Origin of the sequence: Alcaligenes sp. WGS1538, from assembly GCF_043187505.1 — a bacterium.
Taxonomy (GTDB): domain Bacteria; phylum Pseudomonadota; class Gammaproteobacteria; order Burkholderiales; family Burkholderiaceae_B; genus Alcaligenes.
The window spans coordinates 2788848-2809734 of the sequence record NZ_CP171109.1 but is presented as its reverse complement, the minus strand read 5'-3'; the positions used below and the strand labels follow the sequence as shown (position 1 = coordinate 2809734).

Annotated in this window: 17 protein-coding genes; 10 read left to right on the top strand and 7 right to left on the bottom strand. The window is 63.5% G+C overall.

Annotated elements, in window-relative coordinates:
• Nucleotides 1-176 precede the first annotated feature (176 nt).
• On the top strand, nt 177-2102 hold the full coding sequence (gene dnaK, locus ACF3ND_RS13095) for a molecular chaperone DnaK (protein ID WP_394061105.1): 1926 nt from the start codon (nt 177-179) through the stop codon (nt 2100-2102).
• 100 nt (nt 2103-2202) lie between these two features.
• Nucleotides 2203-3333 (top strand): molecular chaperone DnaJ, encoded by a 1131-nt coding sequence (gene dnaJ, locus ACF3ND_RS13090; protein ID WP_394061103.1) that lies wholly within the window; start codon nt 2203-2205, stop codon nt 3331-3333.
• Nucleotides 3334-3374: 41 nt separating this feature from the next.
• On the opposite strand, the gene ACF3ND_RS13085 is transcribed toward dnaJ, so the two are convergent.
• The 4 genes from ACF3ND_RS13085 to ACF3ND_RS13070 form a co-directional block, all read right to left on the bottom strand.
• Nucleotides 3375-4589 (bottom strand): glycosyltransferase, encoded by a 1215-nt coding sequence (locus ACF3ND_RS13085; RefSeq protein ID WP_394061101.1) that lies wholly within the window; start codon nt 4587-4589, stop codon nt 3375-3377.
• 110 nt (nt 4590-4699) lie between these two features.
• The gene (locus ACF3ND_RS13080) at nt 4700-7492 is read right to left on the bottom strand and encodes a M16 family metallopeptidase (protein WP_394061099.1); all 2793 of its coding nucleotides are present in this window, start codon (nt 7490-7492) and stop codon (nt 4700-4702) included.
• A 479-nt stretch (nt 7493-7971) separates the two neighbouring features.
• Entirely contained in the window at nt 7972-8403 is a 432-nt protein-coding gene (locus tag ACF3ND_RS13075; protein WP_394061097.1) for a MarR family transcriptional regulator, read from the bottom strand.
• A 105-nt stretch (nt 8404-8508) separates the two neighbouring features.
• Complete coding sequence (locus tag ACF3ND_RS13070; protein ID WP_394065843.1) at nt 8509-9771, bottom strand: collagen-like triple helix repeat-containing protein; 1263 nt, start codon at nt 9769-9771, stop codon at nt 8509-8511.
• Here ACF3ND_RS13070 and ACF3ND_RS13065 point away from each other — a divergent pair.
• On the top strand, nt 9670-10122 hold the full coding sequence (locus tag ACF3ND_RS13065; RefSeq protein WP_394065878.1) for a hypothetical protein: 453 nt from the start codon (nt 9670-9672) through the stop codon (nt 10120-10122). The genes ACF3ND_RS13070 and ACF3ND_RS13065 overlap by 102 nt on opposite strands.
• Before the next feature lie 349 nt (nt 10123-10471).
• Here the strand turns inward: ACF3ND_RS13065 and ACF3ND_RS13060 are convergent, their stop codons facing one another.
• The 3 genes from ACF3ND_RS13060 to ACF3ND_RS13050 form a co-directional block, all read right to left on the bottom strand.
• The gene (locus ACF3ND_RS13060) at nt 10472-10939 is read right to left on the bottom strand and encodes a MarR family winged helix-turn-helix transcriptional regulator (RefSeq protein WP_394061095.1); all 468 of its coding nucleotides are present in this window, start codon (nt 10937-10939) and stop codon (nt 10472-10474) included.
• Nucleotides 10940-11049: 110 nt separating this feature from the next.
• Nucleotides 11050-12672, bottom strand: coding sequence for a collagen-like triple helix repeat-containing protein (locus tag ACF3ND_RS13055; protein ID WP_394061094.1), 1623 nt, complete (start codon nt 12670-12672; stop codon nt 11050-11052).
• A 323-nt stretch (nt 12673-12995) separates the two neighbouring features.
• Entirely contained in the window at nt 12996-14753 is a 1758-nt protein-coding gene (locus tag ACF3ND_RS13050) for a ShlB/FhaC/HecB family hemolysin secretion/activation protein (RefSeq protein WP_394061092.1), read from the bottom strand.
• A 677-nt stretch (nt 14754-15430) separates the two neighbouring features.
• On the opposite strand from ACF3ND_RS13050, the gene ACF3ND_RS13045 reads away from it, so the two are divergent.
• The 7 genes from ACF3ND_RS13045 (at nt 15431) to ACF3ND_RS13015 (ending at nt 20884) form a co-directional block, all read left to right on the top strand.
• Nucleotides 15431-15625, top strand: a complete 195-nt coding sequence (locus ACF3ND_RS13045) for a Flp family type IVb pilin (protein ID WP_394061090.1) — start codon at nt 15431-15433, stop codon at nt 15623-15625.
• A 61-nt stretch (nt 15626-15686) separates the two neighbouring features.
• A complete protein-coding gene (locus ACF3ND_RS13040) occupies nt 15687-16187 on the top strand; it encodes a prepilin peptidase (RefSeq protein ID WP_394061088.1) in 501 nt (166 codons plus the stop codon).
• Nucleotides 16188-16228: 41 nt separating this feature from the next.
• Nucleotides 16229-16726, top strand: a complete 498-nt coding sequence (locus tag ACF3ND_RS13035) for a TadE/TadG family type IV pilus assembly protein (protein WP_394061086.1) — start codon at nt 16229-16231, stop codon at nt 16724-16726.
• Nucleotides 16723-17217, top strand: a complete 495-nt coding sequence (locus ACF3ND_RS13030) for a TadE/TadG family type IV pilus assembly protein (RefSeq protein ID WP_394061084.1) — start codon at nt 16723-16725, stop codon at nt 17215-17217. The genes ACF3ND_RS13035 and ACF3ND_RS13030 overlap by 4 nt, the downstream gene beginning before the upstream one ends.
• Entirely contained in the window at nt 17214-18164 is a 951-nt protein-coding gene (gene cpaB / locus ACF3ND_RS13025) for a Flp pilus assembly protein CpaB (RefSeq protein ID WP_394061082.1), read from the top strand. The genes ACF3ND_RS13030 and cpaB overlap by 4 nt, the downstream gene beginning before the upstream one ends.
• A gap of 89 nt (nt 18165-18253) precedes the next feature.
• On the top strand, nt 18254-19588 hold the full coding sequence (locus tag ACF3ND_RS13020) for a type II and III secretion system protein family protein (RefSeq protein WP_394061080.1): 1335 nt from the start codon (nt 18254-18256) through the stop codon (nt 19586-19588).
• 18 nt (nt 19589-19606) lie between these two features.
• Entirely contained in the window at nt 19607-20884 is a 1278-nt protein-coding gene (locus ACF3ND_RS13015; protein ID WP_394061078.1) for a pilus assembly protein CpaF, read from the top strand.
• The last annotated feature ends 3 nt before the right edge of the window (nt 20885-20887 follow it).

Below are 20887 nucleotides of genomic sequence, written 5' to 3'. Positions count from 1 at the left end.
TTTCCTGCATCGTTCAGGCCGGTCTGCCTGCCCCTTTCCAATGGGCGCTTTCTGTCTTGGAACGGTCCGGCGGCAAAAAATCGAGCTCCGGCTCTTGAAATGCACATAGTGTTCCCCATATGCATTTCATCGAACAATTTGCTTTCGCAATCTATTTTTTAGTCAGGTAAAAAATCATGGGCAAAATCATTGGTATTGACCTTGGCACCACCAACAGCTGTGTGTCTGTTCTGGATGGCGACCAGGTTCGTATTATCGAAAATGCCGAAGGCGCGCGCACGACGCCTTCCATCGTGGCTTACATGCAGGATGGCGAAATCCTGGTTGGCGCGCCTGCCAAGCGCCAGGCCGTCACCAATCCCGCCAACACCATCTTCGCCGTCAAGCGCCTGATCGGACGCAAGTTCACGGAAAAAGCCGTGCAGACGGACATCGACCACGTGCCTTACACCATCGTGGCTGCCGACAACGGCGATGCCTGGGTGGAAGCGCAGGGCAAGAAGCTGGCTCCTCAGCAGGTGTCGGCCGACATCCTGCGCAAGATGAAGAAAACCGCTGAAGACTATCTGGGCGAAGAAGTCACCGAGGCCGTGATCACGGTGCCCGCCTACTTCAACGACAGCCAGCGCCAGGCCACCAAGGACGCCGGCAAGATCGCCGGCCTGGACGTCAAGCGCATCATCAACGAGCCGACCGCGGCAGCCCTGGCCTTCGGCCTGGACAAGACCGACAAGGGCGACCGCAAGATCGCCGTCTATGACCTGGGCGGCGGCACCTTCGACGTGTCCATCATCGAAATCGCCGATGTGGACGGCGAAAAACAGTTCGAAGTGCTCTCGACCAACGGCGACACGTTCCTGGGCGGCGAAGACTTCGACAAGCGCATCATCGACTACATCATCGCCGAGTTCAAGAAAGAAAGCGGCGTGGACCTGTCCAAGGACGTGCTGGCCCTGCAGCGCCTGAAGGAATCCGCCGAAAAGGCCAAGATCGAGCTGTCTTCCGCGCAGCAGACCGAAATCAACCTGCCTTACATCACGGCTGATGCTTCCGGTCCCAAGCACCTGAACCTGAAGATCACCCGCTCCAAGCTGGAAGCGCTGGTCGAGGACCTGATCGAACGCACGATCGAGCCTTGCCGCGTGGCCATCAAGGACGCCGGCGTGAAGGTTTCCGAGATCGACGACGTGATCCTGGTCGGCGGCATGACCCGCATGCCCAAGGTGCAGGAGCGCGTGAAGGAATTCTTTGGCCGCGATCCTCGCAAGGACATCAACCCTGACGAGGCCGTCGCCGCCGGCGCCGCCATCCAGGGCTCCGTGCTCTCGGGCGACCGCACCGACGTGCTGCTGCTGGACGTGACTCCCCTGTCCCTGGGCATCGAGACCCTGGGCGGCGTCATGACCAAGATGATCCAGAAGAACACCACGATCCCGACCCGTCATTCGCAGGTGTTCTCCACCGCGGACGACAACCAGCCCGCCGTGACCATCAAGGTCTTCCAGGGCGAGCGCGAGATCGCCGCCGGCAACAAGGCGCTGGGCGAGTTCAACCTGGAAGGCATTCCACCGGCAGCCCGCGGCGTGCCGCAGATCGAAGTCACCTTCGACATCGACGCCAACGGCATCCTGCACGTGTCCGCCAAGGACAAGGGCACGGGCAAGGAGAACAAGATCACCATCAAGGCGAATTCCGGTCTGTCCGACGAGGAAATCGAGCGCATGGTGAAGGACGCCGAGGTCAACGCGGCCGAAGACCATCGCATCGCCGAGCTGGCCGTGGCCCGCAACCAGGCTGAAGCCCTGATCCACTCCACCCGCAAATCGCTGGGCGAATACGGCGACAAGCTGGAAGCCGCCGAGAAGGAAGGCATCGAGAAGGCCATCGCCGAACTGGAGGAAACCCTCAAGGACGGCGACAAGGAAGCCATCGACGCCAAGGTAGAAGCGCTGGGCGCGGCCTCGCAGAAGCTGGGCGAGAAGATGTACGCCGACATGCAGGCCCAGGCCGCCGCTCAGCAAGGCGCCGAAGGCGCTGCGCAGCAGCCTGCGGACGAGAACGTGGTCGATGCCGACTTCAAAGAAGTCAAGCGCGATCAGTAATTGCGAGCCTGAATAAGGTCTCGGGCCCGATTTCCGGCTGCGCGCTGGAAATCGGGCATTATTATTCAATCAGCGGCGTCACGGGCGTCGTTAAACAAAAATGGCAAAACGCGATTTATACGAAATTCTCGGTGTGGCCAAGAATGCGACGCAGGATGAACTCCGCAAGGCGTATCGCAAGCTCGCCATGAAGTACCATCCTGACCGCAATCCCGACAGCAAGGATGCCGAGGAAAAGTTCAAGGAAGCCAAGGAAGCGTACGAAATCCTGTCCGACGAACAGAAGCGCGAAGCCTATGACCGTTATGGTCATGCCGGAGTCGATCCCAACGCCGGCATGGGCGGCATGGGCGGCGGCATGGGCGGGGCCGGATTCGCGGATGCCTTTGGCGACATTTTCGGCGAGATCTTCGGCGGCGGACGCCGCGGCGGCGGTGGGCCCCAGGTGTATCGCGGGGCGGACCTGCGCTACTCGCTGGACATCAGCCTGGAGCAGGCGGCGTCCGGCTTCGATACCGAAATCCGCGTGCCCAGCTGGGAAAATTGCGATACCTGCTCCGGTACCGGCGCCAAGCCCGGCACCTCGGCGCAGACCTGCCGCACCTGCCACGGCAGCGGCGCGGTGCGCATGCAGCAGGGCATCTTCAGCATGCAGCAGACCTGCCCGACCTGCCACGGCAGCGGCAAGGAAATTCCTGACCCCTGCCACGTCTGTCATGGAGAAGGCAAGGTCAAGAAGACCAAGACCCTGCAGGTCAAGATCCCGGCCGGCATCGACGACGGCATGCGCATCCGCTCCAGCGGCAATGGCGAGCCGGGTGTGAACGGCGGCCCTCCGGGCGACCTGTATGTGGAGATCCGCATCAAGCCGCACGGCATCTTCCAGCGCGACGGCGAAGACCTGCATTGCGAGCTGACCATCCCCTTCACCACGGCCGCCCTGGGCGGTACGGTGGAAGTGCCCACCTTGACGGGACGCGGCGAGATCACCATTCCCGAAGGCACCCAGGTCGGCAAGACCTTCCGCCTGCGCGGCAAGGGAATCAAGGGCATTCGTTCCAGCTACCCCGGCGACCTGTATTGCCATATCCAGATCGAGACGCCGGTGAGACTGAACGAGGAGCAGAAGAAATTGCTGCGCCAGTTCGAGCAGGCCTTGAACGACGGCGGCGTGAAGCATTCGCCCAAAAGCGAATCCTGGACCGACAAGGTCAAGGGCTTCTTCTCCTGATTGAGGCAGGGAAGGCCGCAAGGCCTTTCCCGCTGCCGCTTCTAGCGTCCAAGCAGGGCCTGGATGCGCGCCACGGCCAGCGCAGCCCCGTCTTCACGAGACATGCTGCGCGCCAGGGTCTCGGCCCGTGACCTTACCTTCTCCGTCCTGGCAAGCCGGACGGCCTGTCGGATGGCGTCCGCGCTCAGTTTTCGCGTGGAGATCGGGTCGTCGGCCAGGCCCAGGCGCTTCAACTGTATTCCCCAGAAAAACTGGTCCCCCGCGAACGGCAGGACGATGGAAGGAATGCCGGCTCTGCAGGCCGAATGCGTGGTTCCGCTGCCGCCATGGTGAATGGCCAGCGATGTACGTGGAAAGAGCCAGCGATGGGGCGTCTGTCCGAGCACGAATATATTTTCGGGGAGCGGGACAGCGGGCATGCCGGCCCAGCCAGGGTAGAACAGGATGCGTTCCCCTTTCAGGGCCTCGAGCAGCGTGTGCAGCAAGGCGTTGCGATCAAATCCCACCATGCTGCCGAACCCTAGGTAAATCGGCGCCTCGCCGGCATCCAGAAAGGCTTGCAGCTCGGCGCTGGGGCTCCATGGCTGCTCCGGCTCCAGCCATTGGCCGCACAGCGTGGCGTTTTCGGGCCAGTCCGCGGGCTCGGGCAGCAAGGCCGGCGAGATGCCGTACAGCATGGGATGCCCGGTCCACAAGCGATGGCGGGGGTGCATGCCAAGCACCTGCTTTCTGGCCTGGTTGATCGATTTTCTGAATGACTGCCACAGCAGCCAGTTGACCAGCTTGTGGGAGGCCTTGTTCAAGGCCGGCGGCAGGCGCTGCCCGGACAGGAACGGCGAGGCGAAAGCCTGTGTGGGAGAGAAGGGGATCATCCCGGTTCCGATCACCGGAATGCCGAGCTGGTAGGCCACCGACAAGCCGACGAATGCGGTCAGGCCCGAAACGATGAGGCCGTCGCAACCGGCAGCCGCGTCAGCGGCTTGCCGCATCCAGCTTTGCGCCTGGGCATTGGCCATGCGCGACAGGCCCTTCAAGGTCGCATTGACCCCGGAGCCTTGCAGAACCAGGGTCTGCAGGTCCTGTTTGATGTCTCCGCTCAAGCTGTCATGCGGAACCGCCAGCTGGCGGGCGCTGTCCAGCGAGTTGGCCTCGGCCAGCAGGCGGACATGATGGCCGGCGTCCATCAAGGTGCGGCATAGTACGGCCAGGGGCCGGGTGTCGCCTTCCGTGCCGTAGGTCAGGACTGTCAGTTTCATCTTGGATGGATTTCATCAGCCGGTGGTCGGGGGCGAGGCCGCCCGGCCACGCCGGGCGCCTTCGCGAAGCGTGTCGGCAGGTTCCGCGCCTTGCGGAGCCCGCCGGCGGCTTAGTGCGCTTGCTCGGCGGCAGGCGCCTGGGCGTCGGTCTTCTGACGCTCGTGGTCTGCCGCGATCGCCACCACCAGATCCTCAGGCTTCAGGTACTTGCGCAGGACGGCATTGACCTGGGCGGCGTCCAGCTTCTGCATGGCCTGGTCCATCCGTTCGGACCACTCGAAGGTGCGTCCCAGGTCCAGGTAGTTGAGCCAGGCGCTGCTGAGCACGCTGTCATTGCTGCGGGTGAGACGGCGGTAGTTCAGCAGGGCGTTGACGCCTTCCTTGACTTCCTGCTCGGTGAAGCCTTCCTTGAGAGTCTGCTGCAGCACCTCCTGGATCGTCTTGTCCACCTTGGCGCTGTTGGCGGGTGCGTGGATGGCGTAGATGGTCCAGGAGCCGTTGGGCTCGTAGCTGGAGGCGTCCACCTGACTGCGCACGTTGTAGGAAAGGCCGTCCTGCACGCGCACCCGGTTCCACAGGCGGGAGGTCTCGGACAGACCCAGCAGATAGTTGGCCACGTAGATCGCCGGGAAGTCCGCGTCGCTGTCCTGCAGCTTCAGGCCCAGGTCCGCCAGGTAGAAGGCGTTGGCCTTGTCGGGCGTATTGATGTCGAACTGCTTGGGCGGCACGGCGTGGAACGGATCTTCGGGGCGCTGGTAGGCGGGCGCCTTGCGCCAGCCCTTGAAGCCGTCGGCCAGGACCTGACGGATCTGATCCTTGTCGAAATCGCCCACGGCGCTGAAGGCCATGTCGCCGGTACCGTAGAATTTCTGGTAGAAGTCGCGCACCTGCTTGATCTTCAGGTCCTGAACCTGTTCGATGGCCTCCTCGAAGGTGGGGGTGTAGCGTATGTCGCCCTTGGGCCAGGGGTTGCCGTAGCGCTCGATGGCGTGCTGGGCCAGGGCCGTGGGGTCGGTGCTGGCCGATTTCAGGTCCGTGATCGTGTATTCCTGATATTTCTTCAGTTCGGACTCGGGAAAGCTGGCTTCGCGCAGGATGGTCAGCGCCAGCGCCAGCGCCTTGGGCAGGTTTTCGCGCGTGGAGGACAGGCTGATCTGCAGGCGGCCGTTGGAGCCGTCGAAGCTGAATTGGGTCTGCAGGGCGGTGAACTGGTCAGCGATCTGCTCGCGGTCCAGCTTCCGGGTGCCGGTGGCCAGCAACGCCGCCGCGGCGGCTGCGGCCGCGCTTTGGTTCTTGAGTTCATCGGGCGTGCCGAACTTCAGGGACAGGCGCGCTTCCACCCGTTCGGCGCGGGTCGCCTTGGGCAGCAGGGCCATCTTGATCTCGCCCAGTTGCGGTCCGAGCGACAAGGGTTGAAGGTCGGTTCGGGCATCGATGTTGGCGGGGCTCGGATCGAAGGCTTCCACGGCCTTGCCGGTGTCCTTGCCTTTGTAGTCGGCGACCAGTTTCTGGACGTCGACCGGCGTCGCCTCGGGCGCGCGCACGGGCTTGTCGGTGGGAATGTACAGCCCGTTGGTGCGATTGCTGGCCACCAGCCAGGTCTGCAGGGCTTTCTGAACCTGGTCCAGCTTGGCGGACTCCACGCGGTCGCGCTGCAGGAAGAACAGCCGCCAGTCGCCGCTGGCGGCCGCTTCGGACAGCGCGCCGGCCAGGCTGGACGGGTTGGCGTAGGTGCGGGTCCAGGACGTCAGCCATTGGCTGCGGATGCGTTCCAGGTCAGTGGAAGCCAGCGGCGTCTTGGTCAGACCCTCCAAGGTATCGTTCATGACCTTCAGGGCTTTTTGCTGGTCCATGCCTGGTTTGAGCTCGGCGCCGAACAGCGCGTAGCCGGGATCGTGGCTGCCGGAGTCGAAGCTGAACACGCTGGTGGCCAACTGTTTGTTGACCAGGTTCTTGTAGAGCAGGCCGCCGGGCGTGTCGCCCAGGGCGCTGACGCCCAGGCTCAATGGGATGTAGTCGGGGCTGGCGGCGCTGGGCATGTGATACATGGACATGATCAGCGGCGCGCCGCCGTGGCGGCGCAGCGTCACGCTGCGGGTGCCGTCCTGCACCGGCTCCACCGTGTATTCGGGTCGCAGGCGGCGGGTGGGCTTGGGAATGGCGCCGAACGCCTTGGCGATGACCTCCAGCGTGGCTTCCTGGTCGAACTGCCCTGTAACGAACAGGACGGCGTTGTCCGGCTGGTAATAGTCGTGGTAGAACTTGCGCAGCTGCTCGATGTCCACGTTTTCCACGTCGGAGCGCGCGCCTATGGTGTTCTTGCCGTAGCTGTGCCATTGATAGGCCGCGGCGACCACTTTCTGCATCAGGATGCGAAAGGGATTGTTCTCGCCATTCTCCATTTCGTTGCGCACGACCGGCATCTCGGCTTCCAGGTCCTGCTTGTCGATCAGGGCGTTGACCATGACGTCCGCCTGCCAATTCAGGTACCACTCCAGAGTTTCAGGCTGGGCGGCGAAGCTGGCGAAATAATTGGTGCGGTCGCTGGAGGTGGTTCCATTGGCCTCCAGGCCGCGCTTGGCGAATTCGCCAAGCGCATTGCGCAAGGTGGGCGTGCCGCGGAACAGCATGTGCTCGAGCAGGTGGGCCATGCCGGTCTGGCCATAGTTCTCGTGACGCGAGCCGACCAGGTAGGTCATGTTGACGGTGGTGGTGGGCTTGGAATCGTCCGGAGCCAGTACGACGCGCAGGCCATTGTCCAGAGTGTATTGGGTGACGCCTTCGACCGAAGGGCCCTCGGCCAGTCCGGCGGGCAGGGCGTAGGCGGCCAGCGAGCTGGACAGCAGGGCGGCTCCGGCCAGATGGCGCAGGCGCAGGGCGACGGTCAGTACCGAGAGTTTCATGCACAATTCCTTACTGGGGTTACCGATGGAGCAGCCGGTAGCGGCGGCAAGTGTCTTTTGTAGCATGGGCCGGTTTGGCTGGGTAGGCGGCGCAATGGGCGGCCCGGCGGTAAAAAAGGTACTTCGAGGAATTCCGGGGATTCTTCCGTGTCTGGCGAGCCGTCTGGGCCAGGCGGAAAGAAACTCGGGTTCTCGCAAGGCCGGCCGGTCCGCCCTGGCCGGCCTCGCGAGAACGGCGCCGCTGTATGGGCCCAAACGGCGGGACGTCCGCGCACGCCGTCCAATGTATCAGCCATCGCTGAATTTTCTGTTTGGCATGGATGCGTATAGCCCTGTCCGATCTTTCTGCGCCTTGAACGGTGTCTTCAAAAAACCGGTTCGGCATCGACCTGGCAAATTGGCTGCCGCAATTCCTCGAAGAGCCAAAAAAAACCCACCAGGAGACCTGGTGGGCAAAGCAGCAAGAAAGCATCCGGATTTCAATCCGTTTTGTGTTTGAGCCGCTCCAGCGCGCTGGCTCGCAGGCTGGCGATGCTGTTGAACAGAAAATCATAGATCGCGATGAGCTGGGCGGGGTTGTGGCTGGCCGTGCGTTCAATGGCGCGGGCGGCGGACTCCTCCATGCTGATCATGATCTGCCGGCACTGTTTCAGGTCCGGGTACAGGGCCACCATGCGTTTATCCGCGGGATGGCGGCTGCGGTGGATGTAGCCGGCTTGTTCCAGTCGCCCGATCAGGGCGCTGGCGCCACTCGCGCTCAGGTTCAGCAGTTGCGCCAGCTGCCCTGGCGAGAGCGGATTCAGTTCCAGAATGAATTCCAGCGCCTTGTACTCATTGAGTGTCAGCCCGACATTTTCCGCCAGGCTGTACTTGCCGGCTTCGGCATAGACATCCAGTTGACGTCCCATCATGCGGGCAATATCGCTTCGCATATGCCCTGACAGGACGTCATCCGTGTTGCGCAGGCCGGACGAAAAGTGAGTGCCAGGCGGTTTGTCCGGCATGCGCAGTGCTCCTTATCGAGGAGACCCGCCCAGCAGGCCGCCGAGCAAACCATTGACGGGAGCGAGCAGGCCGCCATTGGCCGCTGCCGGAGGATTGCCAGCGGGTGGAGCGGACGGCTCGCCGGCCGGCGAGCCGGTCAGCCCGCCTACCAGGCCGCCGACCAGTCCGGTGACGGGGGCGAGCAAGCCGCCGTTGGGGCTTGCGCTGCCTTGGCCGCCGGCCAGCCCGCCGGTCAAGCCGCCGACCAGGCCGGTGACGGGCGCAAGCAGGCCGCCGTTGGCTTCGCCGCCGGTCAGCCCGCCGGTCAAGCCGCCGACCAGTCCGGTGACGGGCGCGAGCAGGCCGCCATTGGCTTCGCCGCCAGCCAGCCCGCCCGTCAGTCCGCCGACCAGCCCGGTGACGGGAGCCAGCAGTCCTCCTTCACCGCCGCCCAGTCCGCCGGTCAGGGAGGCGACGGCACCGGTGGCATGGTTCAGGGTCGCGCCCAGTGGATTGGGGTTCCCTTCGGTGGCGTGCAACAGGCCGCCGGCGCTGGCCACGGCGTCGCCCAGTCCGCCCAGCAAGCCGCCCAGGCCCAGGCCGGCTGCGCCGTCAACGGCTGAACCAGTCTGGTTCAGGACCGAACCTACGCCGCCCAGCAGGGCGTTGATGGGCTGGCCCACTCCCAGGCCGTCGCCGACTTGCTGGGTGACGTGAGTCACTGTTGCCCCGACAGGGGCGACGACGGTATCCAGAGTTTCGCCTACATTGCCCAGAATAGGGTTCAGGCCCACGGGAATGATGTTGTCCACGGCCTGGCCGACATTGCCCAGGGCGGGCTCGAGGATGGGAGCGGCATCGCCGCCGTTCAGCAAGCCGCCCAGGCCCAGTTGGCCGGTCAGCGGGTAAAGCAGGCTGCCTTCGCCGGTGAGCGAGTCCGTCAGCGCCGCCAGACCGCCGGTGGCATGGCCCAGCACGGCCGTCAGGGGGGCGGGGTTGTTGGGGTCGGCATGCAGCAGGCCGCCAGCGCTGCCGACCGCATTGCCCAGACCTGTCAGCAGCCCGCCCACGCCTTGACCCAGGTTCAGGGGCAGGCCGCTGTTGCCCAATTGCTCGCCCAGATTGGCGACCACGCCGCCGGTCTGGTTCAGCAAGCCATTGACGGGCTCGCCCAGGCCGGTCGCGCCGCCCACTTGCTGCGTCAGGCCTGTGGCCGTATCGACAACCGGCGCGACGACGCTGTCCAGGGTCTGGCCCAGCTTGCCGCCGGTTTCCTGCAGCCCTGCGGGCAGCACGTTGTCTACGGCTTCTCCGACATTGTTCAGCGTGGTTTCCAGAGGGCCTGGAGTGCGGGCGGGAGGTTCACCGCCGCCATTATCGCCGCCGCCGTTATCGCCGCCGCCATTGTCGCCGCCGCCATTGTCACCGCCGCCGTTGTCTCCGCCGCCATTGTCGCCGCCGCCGTTATCGCCGCCGCCGTTATCGCCGCCGCCATTGTCGCCGCCGCCGTTATCGCCGCCGCCATTGTCGCCGCCGCCATTGTCACCGCCGCCATTGTCACCGCCGCCGTTATCGCCGCCGCCGTTGTCACCGCCGCCGCCACCGCCATTGCCTGGATCAGGATTGGTCGGCACTGGTTTGCCTGAACCAGAAGAGCCGCCGCCCGTCAGGCTTCCGCAGGCCGTCAGAGTCAGTGTGCTGGCCATCAAGGTTGCCAACAGTGTCAGGCGAAGCACGGATTTCTTGCTGTCTGTGTTCTTATTCATTGCTTGCTCCAATAAGTGATCTGAGTATTCAGTTGCCTCAATACTTAAGAAGCAATAAGCGTGCCAAATTGAGTTCGGCGCGAAAGACCGCGGCAATCCTGGCTCTCCGTGAAAGGAGGCGAAAAAAAGAGGGTGTTTGTTACGCTGGCCGGACACACTGGGCCCGCATGTTACGTAACAAAAAAAAGAACCGCTGCAGGCAGCGGTTCAAAAAAGGAGATGAAAAGTATCAAGTCATGCGCGGTACGAGCGCCTTGGCATCCAGCCATGCTTTGGTGTTCTGCCGGAAGGCGCTCATGCTGTCCACCAGGAAGTCGTACATGGCGATCAACTGGGCCGGATTCTGGTTGGCGGCCGCATTGATGGCTTGAGTGATGGCGCGCTCTTTGATGGCCAGGACGCCGCGACACTTATCCATGACCGGGTGCAGGGCGATGACCCGCTTGTCCAATGGATGTCTTCCGCGAGTGATGTAGCCTTTGTGCTCCAGACGGTTGATCAGCGAGCTGACTCCGCTGGCGCTCAGGTCCATCAGCTGTGCAAGCTGTCCCGTGGGCAAGGCGTCGAACTCCATGATGTATTCCAGGGCCTTGAAGTCATTCAGCGGCAGGCCGGCTTCTTCGGCCAGGCTGGCTTTGAGCGCTTCGGCATAGACGGTGAACTGACGACCCAGCATCTTGCTCAGATCGAGCAACATTTTTTCTGAAAGCATCGTATTGCCCTCTGGGCGCGCGGACCAGTCTGTCCTGGAGACGGCGCCGGGCTGATAGCTTACCGGCCGGGAAACCGGGTTCATGACTTTATTCATCATTTGCGTCCACCTCCGAGCAGTCCGCCCACCAGTCCGGTAACGGGCGCCAGCAGTCCGCCATTGGCTTGAGCCGCTGGCGATGCTTCGCCGGCGGCGCCGGCATTGACGGAGGCTTGCACGCCCACGCCGCCCGTCAAGCCCCCCACCAGGCCGCCGACCAGGCCGGTGACCGGCGCCAGCAGCCCGCCGCCGGCTTGAGCGCCCGCTTCGGCGCCGGCGCCGACCGTCACGCTGCCTGTGATGCCGCCCAGCAAGCCGGTGACGGGAGCCAGCAGCCCGTCGTTGGCGCCGTCGCCGCCGGCCAGGCCGCCCGTCAAGCCGCCCACCAGTCCGGTGACTGGGGCCAGCAGCCCGCCGCTGGCGCCGTCGCCGCCGGCCAGGCCGCCCAGCAGGCCGGTCACGGGCGCGAGCAATCCGCCGTTATCGCCGCCGGCGACCCCGCCCAAGCCGCCGGTCAGCGATGCCACGGCTTTGGTGGTGCTGTTCAGCACATCGCCCAGCGGGTTCGCGTTATCAGCAGAGGCGTGCAGCAGCCCTCCGGCCGAGGTGACGGCATTGCCCAGATGGCCGACCACGCCGCCCAGTCCCAGCGGCGCCGCCGAGTCCAGCGTTCCGCCCGCCTGGTTCAGCACGCTGCCCACTCCGCCCAGCAAGGCGTTGATGGGTTGGCCTACGCCCAGCCCGTCGCCGACTTGCTGGGTGACATGGGTGACGGTGGCCGCCACGGGGGCAACCGTATTGTCCAGGGCGGCGCCCACATCGCCCAGGATGGGGTTCAAGCCCACGGGAACGATGTTGTCCACGGCCTGGCCGACATTGCCCAGGGCGGGCTCCAGGATGGGAGAGCCGGAATCGGCCAGAAGAGCGCCGCCCAGGCCCAGTTGAGAGGTCAGGGGGTGCAGCAGGCTGCCTTCACCCAGCAAGGCGCCCGTCAGCACCTCCACACCCTTGGTGGCGTGTTGCAGCGTATTGCCCAGGGGGTTGGCGTTGTCCGGATCGTTGACCAGCAGCCCGCCAGCCGAACCTACCGCCTGGCCCAGATGGCTGAGCAAGCCGCCGGCTCCCACGCCCAGATTCAGGGGAAGGCCGCTGTTGCTCAGTTCCCCGCCCAGGCCCGACACGACGCCGCCAACTTGCTGAGTCACGCCATTGACGGGTTCGCCTAGTCCGGTCACGCTGCCAACGGTGCGCGTGGTGTCCGTCACGATGCCGGTCACGGGCGCCAGGGCGCTGTCCAGGGTCTCACCCAGTTGCGAGCCTGTCTTTTCCAGGTTGAGCGGGATGACGTTGTCCACGGCCTTGCCCAGATTGCCCAGGGCGTTCTGCGTGACATTGGTGCCGCCTCCGTTGTTTCCGCCGCCGTTGTCGCCGCCGCCGTTGTCGCCGCCGCCGTTGTTGCCGCCTCCATTGTTGCCGCCTCCATTGTTGCCGCCGCCGCCAGGGTTCAGCGGAAGACCGGGGTCGACCACGGGAGGGGTGACGGCCACGTCGCTGCTGCGCACTCCGCCGCGCGAGGAGCAGCCTGCCAGCGCCGCGGCGCTGATGACGAGGGTGGCGACGACGGTGCGTTGCAGGATGCGTTGCACGGCGGCTTTTCTTGCTGAATTCCTTGCTTTCATGTCTGACTCCGTTTTGATATGAGAGGACGGCCCAGCGGGGCTGTTGATGAACATGAAGCAATAGTCGTGCCAATTTTTATGCTTATGGTGTTGTTGCTGGTTTCTCTTTAAAAATCAATAAACTGAAGTTTTTTTCAAGAGCAAGGGAGCGTGCTTCCTGTACTGGAAGCGGAATTTGGCCGCTGCGCCGCAGCCTGTTCCGGTGACGTGTTCCGTTCCTGTTACGTAACGTTTTCCGTAACACCTTGGTAAAAAAACGGCGAAGTTGAGGCATAAAAAAAGGCCATCTTGCGATGGCCGGGCGGCGGAGGCGGAATGCCGGGTCAGAAACCGTCGTAGAAGAACAGGAAGTTGGTGTTCAGCCGCAGCTTGCGCTTGTCCGTATTGACGGGCAGATCGCCGATGGGTTTGGCGATATTGATGTCGAACAGGTAGTGCTTGTTGTTGGACAGGCGCACGCCCAGCGCGGCCGAACTCAGCTTGCGATTGTTGTAGCTGTTCAGGCGCTCCAGGTTGTACCAGGCGCGGGCCCAGTCATAGGCGATATAAGGCTGGATGCTGTTGAGCCAGGAGGAGGAATTGGTGAAACGGCGGTTCAGTTCGATGGTGGCGCCTATGCCTTTGTCGCCCGCCAGTTCGCCTTGGGGATAGCCGTAGCCGTGGCGCCATGCGCCGAACGACACCTGTTCCGAGTTGGGCAGGACGTTGCTGCTGTATTGGCCGCTGGCTGACAGGCTCAGCCCGAACTGGGCGGGCAGGGCCACGTTCTGCTTGATCGAGGCTGTCCAGCGGGTGAAGTCCAGGTCCAGGTCCGACTCCATGTCCCGTTGCAGGTACGTGCTCAGGGTCTTGCGGGCGCCCATCGCGTCCATGCCCTTGTAGACGCCCAGATTGATCTCGCGGGACTGCCGCGCCGAGGCGTCCTTGTACTGCAATTCGCCTTTGACGGCGCGCACGTCGGTCGTGTTCTCGATCCAGACATTGTCCAGAGTCTCGTGCGTGTAGTCATCCAGCGAACGGCTGGCGTAGAAGCCCACATTGCCTTTCAGGCTGCGCTGGTTGCTCAGGATGAAAGGGTAGCTGATGGCGGCGCCGATGCGTTCGTTGATCACTTTGCGCTGCCACCCATCCCTTTCCAGCACTTCGTCCCGTGGCTTGGAGCGGTAGTGGTAGCCGTCGATGTCCAGCGACAGGCCATTGCCGGTCAGGGGGATGGACAGCGTGCCGCTGACGTACTTGACGTCTTCCGACGAGGTGGGGATGGCCGCCGTCAGCTTGAATTCTTCGCCCAGCGGGGTAAGGCTGTTGGTGGTCAGCTGCACGATCCCTTGCTTGCTGGATCCCATCTCCGCCACGCTGGCGTTGACCGCGAAGCTTTTGTGCATGGCGGCAATGACCAGTTCAGAGGCCCCGTCCGTGCGCGCCGGCATGTCCAGCTTGGGGTCTATCTTCAGGCCGGGAATGGTGCGCAGCAGGTTCATGGTGCGTTCCAGCGTGCGCTGGGTCAGCGGCTTTTCGTCCAGCATGGCTTGCGCGACGCGGCGGATGCGTGCTTCGCTGCGGCCGGGATCTCCCTCGATGCGCAGGCTGCCCACGTGTCCTTCCACGACCGTGACTTTCACGTGGCCATTGGCGAAGTCCTGTTCCTGCAAGATGGCGAACGACAGCGGATAGCCTTTTTCCTGGTAGAGCGCGGTGATGCGGTTGACCTGATTGATCAGTTCCGCAATGGTCAGGCGCTTGCCCGCCAGCGGTTCCAGGATGGCGGTGATCTGTTCGAAGGGAATGCTGCGGCTGCCGCTGACATCGAAGCTGCGTACCACCAGTTGCTGTTGCAGGCGGGCCTGCAACTGGGTCTGGGCCGGCGATTGCGGAATCGCCAGCGGGGCTGTCGGAGCCGGTTGGGCGGGGGCGGCTATCGGGGGCAGGGAATCCACGGGGTTGCCGCGCAGAGGCGCGTCGGCGCGGCTTTGCAGCGGCATGGCGCCGATTCCCAGGCCCGCCAGCAAAGCCAGGCAGAGAATGCGCGGTGAAGGCGTGTTCGTTGTCCCCGAGAGAGCGTGCGGTCGATGTAGGTTCATGGTTGCTGCTGAATTGTTATGCATGAAAACGTCGCGTGCCGTTACTGTGCCGCAGTTTGCCTGCGCTGTCATTTTTTGTTGTTCGAAGGTAACCGAATGATGGGTAGCCGATTTTCAATCCTTAACTATTACACTCGGAAACATAAGACCTGAAAAACCGCTTACCCTCTGCCTGATGTTCATAGGTTTTGAAAAAGGTTTTTCTTTTTTGCGCTAAGGGTATACACCGAGCCTCGATGGCTGACACAAACGAAGATACTTGATTTAACAAACCAAATTTATTTCACGATCGTTTTAAATCCTGCGTTGACGAAGCGGAATTTCATTGTGTCGAAAATGATAAAAATATTAACAATGACAAAGTTTGCCATATTTTATGTAAGTACATGGTTCAAAAAGCCGATTTTTTGCCGTTTTTTCATATATGAAATGACGTTCTGAAGCCACATCCATGCTTTTTTTGTATCTTTGAACTAAAATTCATCTCGTCAACAGGGCTTGTTACACGTAAATACTAGTTAAAACAACGAACTAGATAGTTATAAGATGTGTATCAACGCAAATTGAAAAAATTGATAATTTTGTTTGCCTGCTCCTGAGGCGCAGGCAGCACTGAAGTGCCCTGAGGGGCGTCCTGCCACCGGGTCCGGCGGCAATTTTTGTTCAAGGGGGAAGTCATGAAAGCTCAACTTCAACAATTCTGGAACGACGAAGACGGCGCTACCGCCATCGAGTACGGCCTGATTGCGGGCTTGATTGCCGTGGTGATCATTGCCGTCCTCACCCAGGTGGGGGATGGGCTCAAAGCCATGTTCCAGCAGGTGGTCGACAAACTGCCGGCGGGCGAGGGTGGAGAGGCAGCTAATCCTTAAGAGATTTAGCATCGGCCAGTTCCTGACTGGCCATTTTGCTGGCTTGAATAGGCTGATGCTAATGCTTTCCTTATTGCAAGGCATTTTTATATTTCTTCTGGTTTTTTTCTCGATCCAGATTATTTATCGTGATTTGAGATTCCGGAAGATTCATAACAACGTTCTTGTTCTTTATTTCCTGTCCATCCTGCTGCACAAACTGGCGGCGAATCAGTGGGTCGGGCTGCCTTCGGGAATCGTGCCGGGCTGGGGCGCATCGCTGATCGGCTTTCTGGGCGCCCTGGCGCTTTTTTTTCCGGTCTGGCAATGGCGCCTGATGGGCGCGGCCGATGTGAAGCTGATGGCCGTTCTCGGATTTGCGCTGGGGTGGCGCAGCGGCGGGGAAGTGGTGCTGATCGGGACCGTGCTGGCCGGCATGCATGCGCTGCTGTTGGTGATGGCGCCGTCTCTAGAACAAAAATATGGGTTCTCCATGCCGGGAACCCGGGTCAAGGCACGCAGCGTCCCGCTGGGGGCGTGGCTGTCTGTCGCAACAGTGGGGTGGATATGGATGCAGAGCTGAAGCAGGCCCGAAGGGGCTCGCCCAAGGCAAGGCAGCCCGCCATGGACAGTTGGCGTCAGCGCGGCGCGTACGCGCTCGAATTCGCCCTGGTCTTCCCCTTGCTGTTCATTCTTATTTATGCATTGCTGACTTTCGGTTTGATCATGACCGCTCAGCAATCGCTCAACTATGCGGCCGAATCGGGCGCGCGCGCGGCATTGGTGGCGCCGGGAGCCGATCCCGACCTGGGCGGCCTGACGCCGGCCGAACGCGAACAGGTGCTGCGCAACCGGCTGCTGAGCCGCGTGGAGCAGGCCCGCGCCCAGGCCGATGAGCAGGTCCGCTGGCTGTCGGACTGGGTGGGCGCCCAGTATGTGCGCGTATCGGCAGAGCTGATCAACAACGAAGTGCGCGTCGGCATCATCTATGACTATGGCCGGGCGCCGCTGGTGCCCATGCTTGGCCCCAGCGGCCTGTTCGCCCTGGTGGTGCCGGCCCGGCTGGACGGCCAGGCGCAGGTCAACCTGCAAGTGGCCGGCGAACTGGGAGCCGCCCTATGAGCACGCGTTCCGCCGCTGCAACCGACCTTCGTCCGGCCGCCCGGCAGCGCGGCGTGGCCGCCATTGAGTTCGCCCTGGTGCTCAGCCTGATGCTGGTGATCTTCGGCGCCATCATCAGTTTCAGCGCCTTGTTCCTGGCCCAGCAGAAAATCACCCACCTGGTGGGCGATGCCGCGCGCCAGAGCGTCACCCAGGCGCTGACTCCTGTTCAGACGGCGGCATTCTTTCAGGAATACGTGGACCGCCGCGCCCAGGACGATGTCCTGCTCAACTGGCTGGGCGGGCTGAGCGGCGGTTTTCGCCAGGCAGCCTGCGTGCAGGAGCCGGCGAATCAGTGCGGACGGTTCTCGTTGGAATTGAGTGTGCAGCCTTGGTTGCTGGCCAATCTGCTCGACATCCTGTCGCCTTTGCTGACGGACGATGAGCAGAACCATGCGCCGGGCAGTCTGCATGCGACGGCATTCGTTGTCCTAGGGAGAGGAAATCAATGAGCGGCATCATGAAGGGAGCGGCAGTGGTCCTGCTGCTGATCGCGGCAGTTCTGGTGGGCCTGGCCGTGTATCTGGGCATCAAGCCCAAGCCCGCGCCGGTGGCGCCGGCAACGGTGGGCACGGCCGAAAGTCACCGCCAGCCCTTGCAGTCGGTAGTGCTGGTCAAGCGCGCTCTGAAGGCGGGGGATACGCTTACGGCCGATGCCCTGGAGCTTGCGCAGTGGCCCGCGGCGCCCAGCCAATCCTATCAGGACATGCAGCCCCTGGTGGGCAAGACGCTGCGTTTCGACCTGGAGGCCGGGCAGCCCGTCCTGAGCAGCTTCATCGCCAAGAGTCTGGCCAGCTATCTGGAAGAAGGCGAGCGGGCGGTGACGATTCCGGTCGATGCGATTTCCGGCGCCAGCAATCGTGTCGAGCCCGGCGATCTGGTGGATGTGTTCTTCACGTTCAACAGCGGCAACGAAGTCAGTGATACCCAGGCGCGCCTGCTGATGCCGCGGGTGCGCGTGCTGTCTTACGGGAAATCCTCGCTGGCCGGACCGGAAGCCTCGGAATCCTCTGTTGCGCGTCAGGAAGGGCAGGCGCGCAACGCCATGCTGGCCGTGCCCCTGGCCTCGGTCAACGAACTGCTGCTGGCAAGCCGCAGCGGCAGCCTGCAACTGGTGCTGCGCGCGCCGTCGGACGCCAGCCTGCCCGACCCTGGCCTGTTTCCCGAATTCGCTGCTTTGATACCTGCGCGCGCGGGTCTTGCGCCAGAGCAGCGCGAGGCTCTGGCGCTGCCTGACAACCGGGCCATGGCGGGCCTGGGCCTGCGCGAGTTCTCGGCCAGCAATGAAAAGCTGGGCGAGGCCAAGACGCCGGTCGCCGCGCCGCGGACCGACGGCATGGCGCAGCCCCGCCGGGCTGAAGTCATACGCGGCGGGCGGGTCGAGGTGATCCAGTATTGAACGGGGGCGGATGCGTCCGCCCGCGGGATCCGGCCGGCTTTCGCGATGGAGCCGGGGTGATGCGAAGCAAGGCAGCATGGATTAGAGACATGAAACAACAAATCAGAACAGCAGGTCTGGGATTGATGTGGGCACTGGCGGCGGCAATGAGCGCGCTGCCCGTGACGGCAGTGGAGGCGCAGACGGTCCAGTCGGCCGGCAGCCAGAAGATCGTGAGACTGGTGGCCAATGACCAGGACATTCTGCGCCTGCCGCAGGTGCCGCAGCGTCTGGCCATCAGCGACGAGACGGTCGCGGATGTGCAGATCCTGTCGCCGGCGGCCGGCCAGCGCGGCGAGGTGCTGCTGGTGGGCAAGCGCGCGGGCAAGGCCGACCTGAGGATCTGGATGCCCGGTCGCAGCACGCCCGAGCGCTGGACCATCGAAGTGCAAAGCCAGGTGGAGCGGCAGCTGGAGCAGGCTGGACGATCCTTGTCCGCGGACGTTTCCGCGGCCGGACCGCAAGCCCTGGTCACGGGCAGCAGCCCGTCCCTGCTGGAGCATCAGGGAGCCGTGGCCGCCGCGCGCGCTGGGAGCGGCAAGGACGGCGCGGTGCTGGACCTGTCGGAAGTGGACGCCAGCGGCATGGTGCAGGTGGAAGTGAAGGTGGTGGAGGTCTCGCGCGAGGTCATGAAGGATATCGGCCTGAGCGCGGAGGCGATCGGCGGCAAGCCCTGGACGGGCGGCGTCAATCTGCTGCCGCGCGCTCTGAGCGGCGGACTGAACGTGATGTACAGCTCTCGCAATTTCAGCGCCACGCTGAATCTTCTGGAGCAGAACGGACTGGCCCGGGTGCTGGCCGAGCCCACTCTGGTGGCCATGTCGGGCCACAGCGCCAGTTTCCTGTCCGGCGGGGAGATCCCCATTCCTTCCTCGGCCGGCCTGGGCACCACGACGGTGGAGTACAAGCCCTTCGGCATAGGCCTGACCGTGACGCCCACCGTGCTCTCGCGCGAGCGCATCGCCTTGAAGGTGGCTCCCGAGGCCAGCGATCTGGATTACTCCAGGGTCGTGGAGATGCCGGGCGGCGGCCTCATGCCGTCGCTGCGCACGCGCCGGGCCGACACCACCATAGAGCTGGGCGATGGCGAAAGCTACATCATCAGCGGACTGGTGTCGCGCCAGACCGCCGCGGCCGTCAAGAAGATTCCTTTCCTGGGGGATCTGCCCATATTGGGCAGTTTCTTCCGCAATGTGCAGTACAGCCAGAAAGAACTGGAGCTGGTGATCGTCGTCACGCCGCGATTGATCAAGCCCATCCAGAAAGGAGCCACGATCGCCTTGCCGGGCGGGCGTCAGGAGAAGCTGGACGATGCGCCCAATGCCTGGGGGTACTTCCTGCTCGGCCGCCACGGCTATGAGCAGATGCCGGGGTTTTCGCGCTGAGCGGTTGGAGTCGTCATTGTGCAGAGATACAGGGAGTACCTGCTGTGTACCGAACGCCCCGAGCTGGCCGAGGCCATCAACGGCGCGGCGGCCGGGTTGCTGAAGGTGCGCGCCATCCTGCCTACGCAGGAGAGCCTGCGGCGCGAGCTGGCGGCTCAGGCCGAGCCCATGGTGTTCTTCGATTTCGCGCATGTGCAGCCCGACGGCAGCCAGGCGGGGATCGCCGCCCTGGTGCGCAGTCTGGCCCGCCTGGACGCCAGCGTGCAACGGGTCGCGGTCGGGCGGGTTTCTTTTCCGCAGGGAGCGGTCGAGGCCTTGCGCGCCGGCGCCAACGAGTTCCTGAATCTGGATGGTGCGGAGAACCTGCGCGAGGAGCTGCAGCGCATCATCGATCAGGCCGGGCAGAGCCAGCAGAGCGTGCTGGTCAAGAAGCCGTTTCGCTGCGTGCTGCTGCTGGGCGCGCGCGCGGGGGTGGGTTGCAGCACGCTGGCCAGCAGCCTGGCCTGGGTGCTGCAGCAGGAGATGAACCGTCTGGGCAAGCAGGCCCGCGGCCTGCCCGTCAACAAGCCCCTGCCCACCGAACTGGTGCCGCTCGGCGAGCGCGTCGGGCTTCTGGACCTGGGCTGGCCGACCGGCGACTGCGCCTTGTACATGGGCGCGGGTTCGGAATTCGATTTCATCCAGGCCGCCTCCCAGCGGCATCGTCTGGACGACACCATGCTGCACTCCGCGCTGGCCCAGCACAGCAGCGGGCTCAATGTCCTGTCCTTGCCCGCCGATGTGAACAGCCTGAACCAGATCGGCCTGGAAGATTCGCTGGGATTGTGCAGCTACTTGCGCGATCGCATGGGTTGCCTGGTGATCGATGGCGGCGGTTTTCCCAACCCGCGTTTCCTGGTGGAGCTGGAGTCGCAAGTGGACGAAGTGCTGCTGGTGACCGACCAGAGCATGGGGGCGCTGGTGTCGCTGGCCGAGACGCTGGCGATCCGCTCGGAGCTGGACGGCCTGGCCACGCTGCGGCTGGTGGTGAACCAGTTCGACGAACGCTACGGGCTGTCGGCTCAGGCCATTGCCGGACGCTTCGGGCTGGAGCTGGCCGCGGTGTTGCCGGACCGCCGTCTGGGGCACATGCGCAGCGCCAGCCTGGGCAAACTGCTGGTGCAGGTGGATGAAAAAGATGCCTATGCGCGCGCCGTGCAGGCGCTGGCGGGCGACATGGTGGAGCGCAAGGAAGTTCCGGCCCAGGCTGACGCGCCGTCGGTCTGGAATCGTTTCAAGTTCAGGTTTGGGGGCTGAGCC

Excerpts from the sequence above, each read along its gene's own strand:
- dnaK (WP_394061105.1), top strand. The coding sequence starts at position 177 with ATGGGCAAAATCATTGGTATTGACCTTGGCACCACCAACAGCTGTGTG.
- dnaJ (WP_394061103.1), top strand. The coding sequence starts at position 2,203 with ATGGCAAAACGCGATTTATACGAAATTCTCGGTGTGGCCAAGAATGCG.
- ACF3ND_RS13085 (WP_394061101.1), bottom strand. The coding sequence starts at position 4,589 with ATGAAACTGACAGTCCTGACCTACGGCACGGAAGGCGACACCCGGCCC.
- ACF3ND_RS13080 (WP_394061099.1), bottom strand. The coding sequence starts at position 7,492 with ATGAAACTCTCGGTACTGACCGTCGCCCTGCGCCTGCGCCATCTGGCC.
- ACF3ND_RS13075 (WP_394061097.1), bottom strand. The coding sequence starts at position 8,403 with ATGATGGGACGTCAACTGGATGTCTATGCCGAAGCCGGCAAGTACAGC.
- ACF3ND_RS13060 (WP_394061095.1), bottom strand. The coding sequence starts at position 10,939 with ATGTTGCTCGATCTGAGCAAGATGCTGGGTCGTCAGTTCACCGTCTAT.
- ACF3ND_RS13055 (WP_394061094.1), bottom strand. The coding sequence starts at position 12,672 with ATGAAAGCAAGGAATTCAGCAAGAAAAGCCGCCGTGCAACGCATCCTG.
- ACF3ND_RS13050 (WP_394061092.1), bottom strand. The coding sequence starts at position 14,753 with ATGAACCTACATCGACCGCACGCTCTCTCGGGGACAACGAACACGCCT.
- ACF3ND_RS13045 (WP_394061090.1), top strand. The coding sequence starts at position 15,431 with ATGAAAGCTCAACTTCAACAATTCTGGAACGACGAAGACGGCGCTACC.
- ACF3ND_RS13040 (WP_394061088.1), top strand. The coding sequence starts at position 15,687 with ATGCTTTCCTTATTGCAAGGCATTTTTATATTTCTTCTGGTTTTTTTC.
- ACF3ND_RS13035 (WP_394061086.1), top strand. The coding sequence starts at position 16,229 with ATGGACAGTTGGCGTCAGCGCGGCGCGTACGCGCTCGAATTCGCCCTG.
- ACF3ND_RS13030 (WP_394061084.1), top strand. The coding sequence starts at position 16,723 with ATGAGCACGCGTTCCGCCGCTGCAACCGACCTTCGTCCGGCCGCCCGG.
- cpaB (WP_394061082.1), top strand. The coding sequence starts at position 17,214 with ATGAGCGGCATCATGAAGGGAGCGGCAGTGGTCCTGCTGCTGATCGCG.
- ACF3ND_RS13020 (WP_394061080.1), top strand. The coding sequence starts at position 18,254 with ATGAAACAACAAATCAGAACAGCAGGTCTGGGATTGATGTGGGCACTG.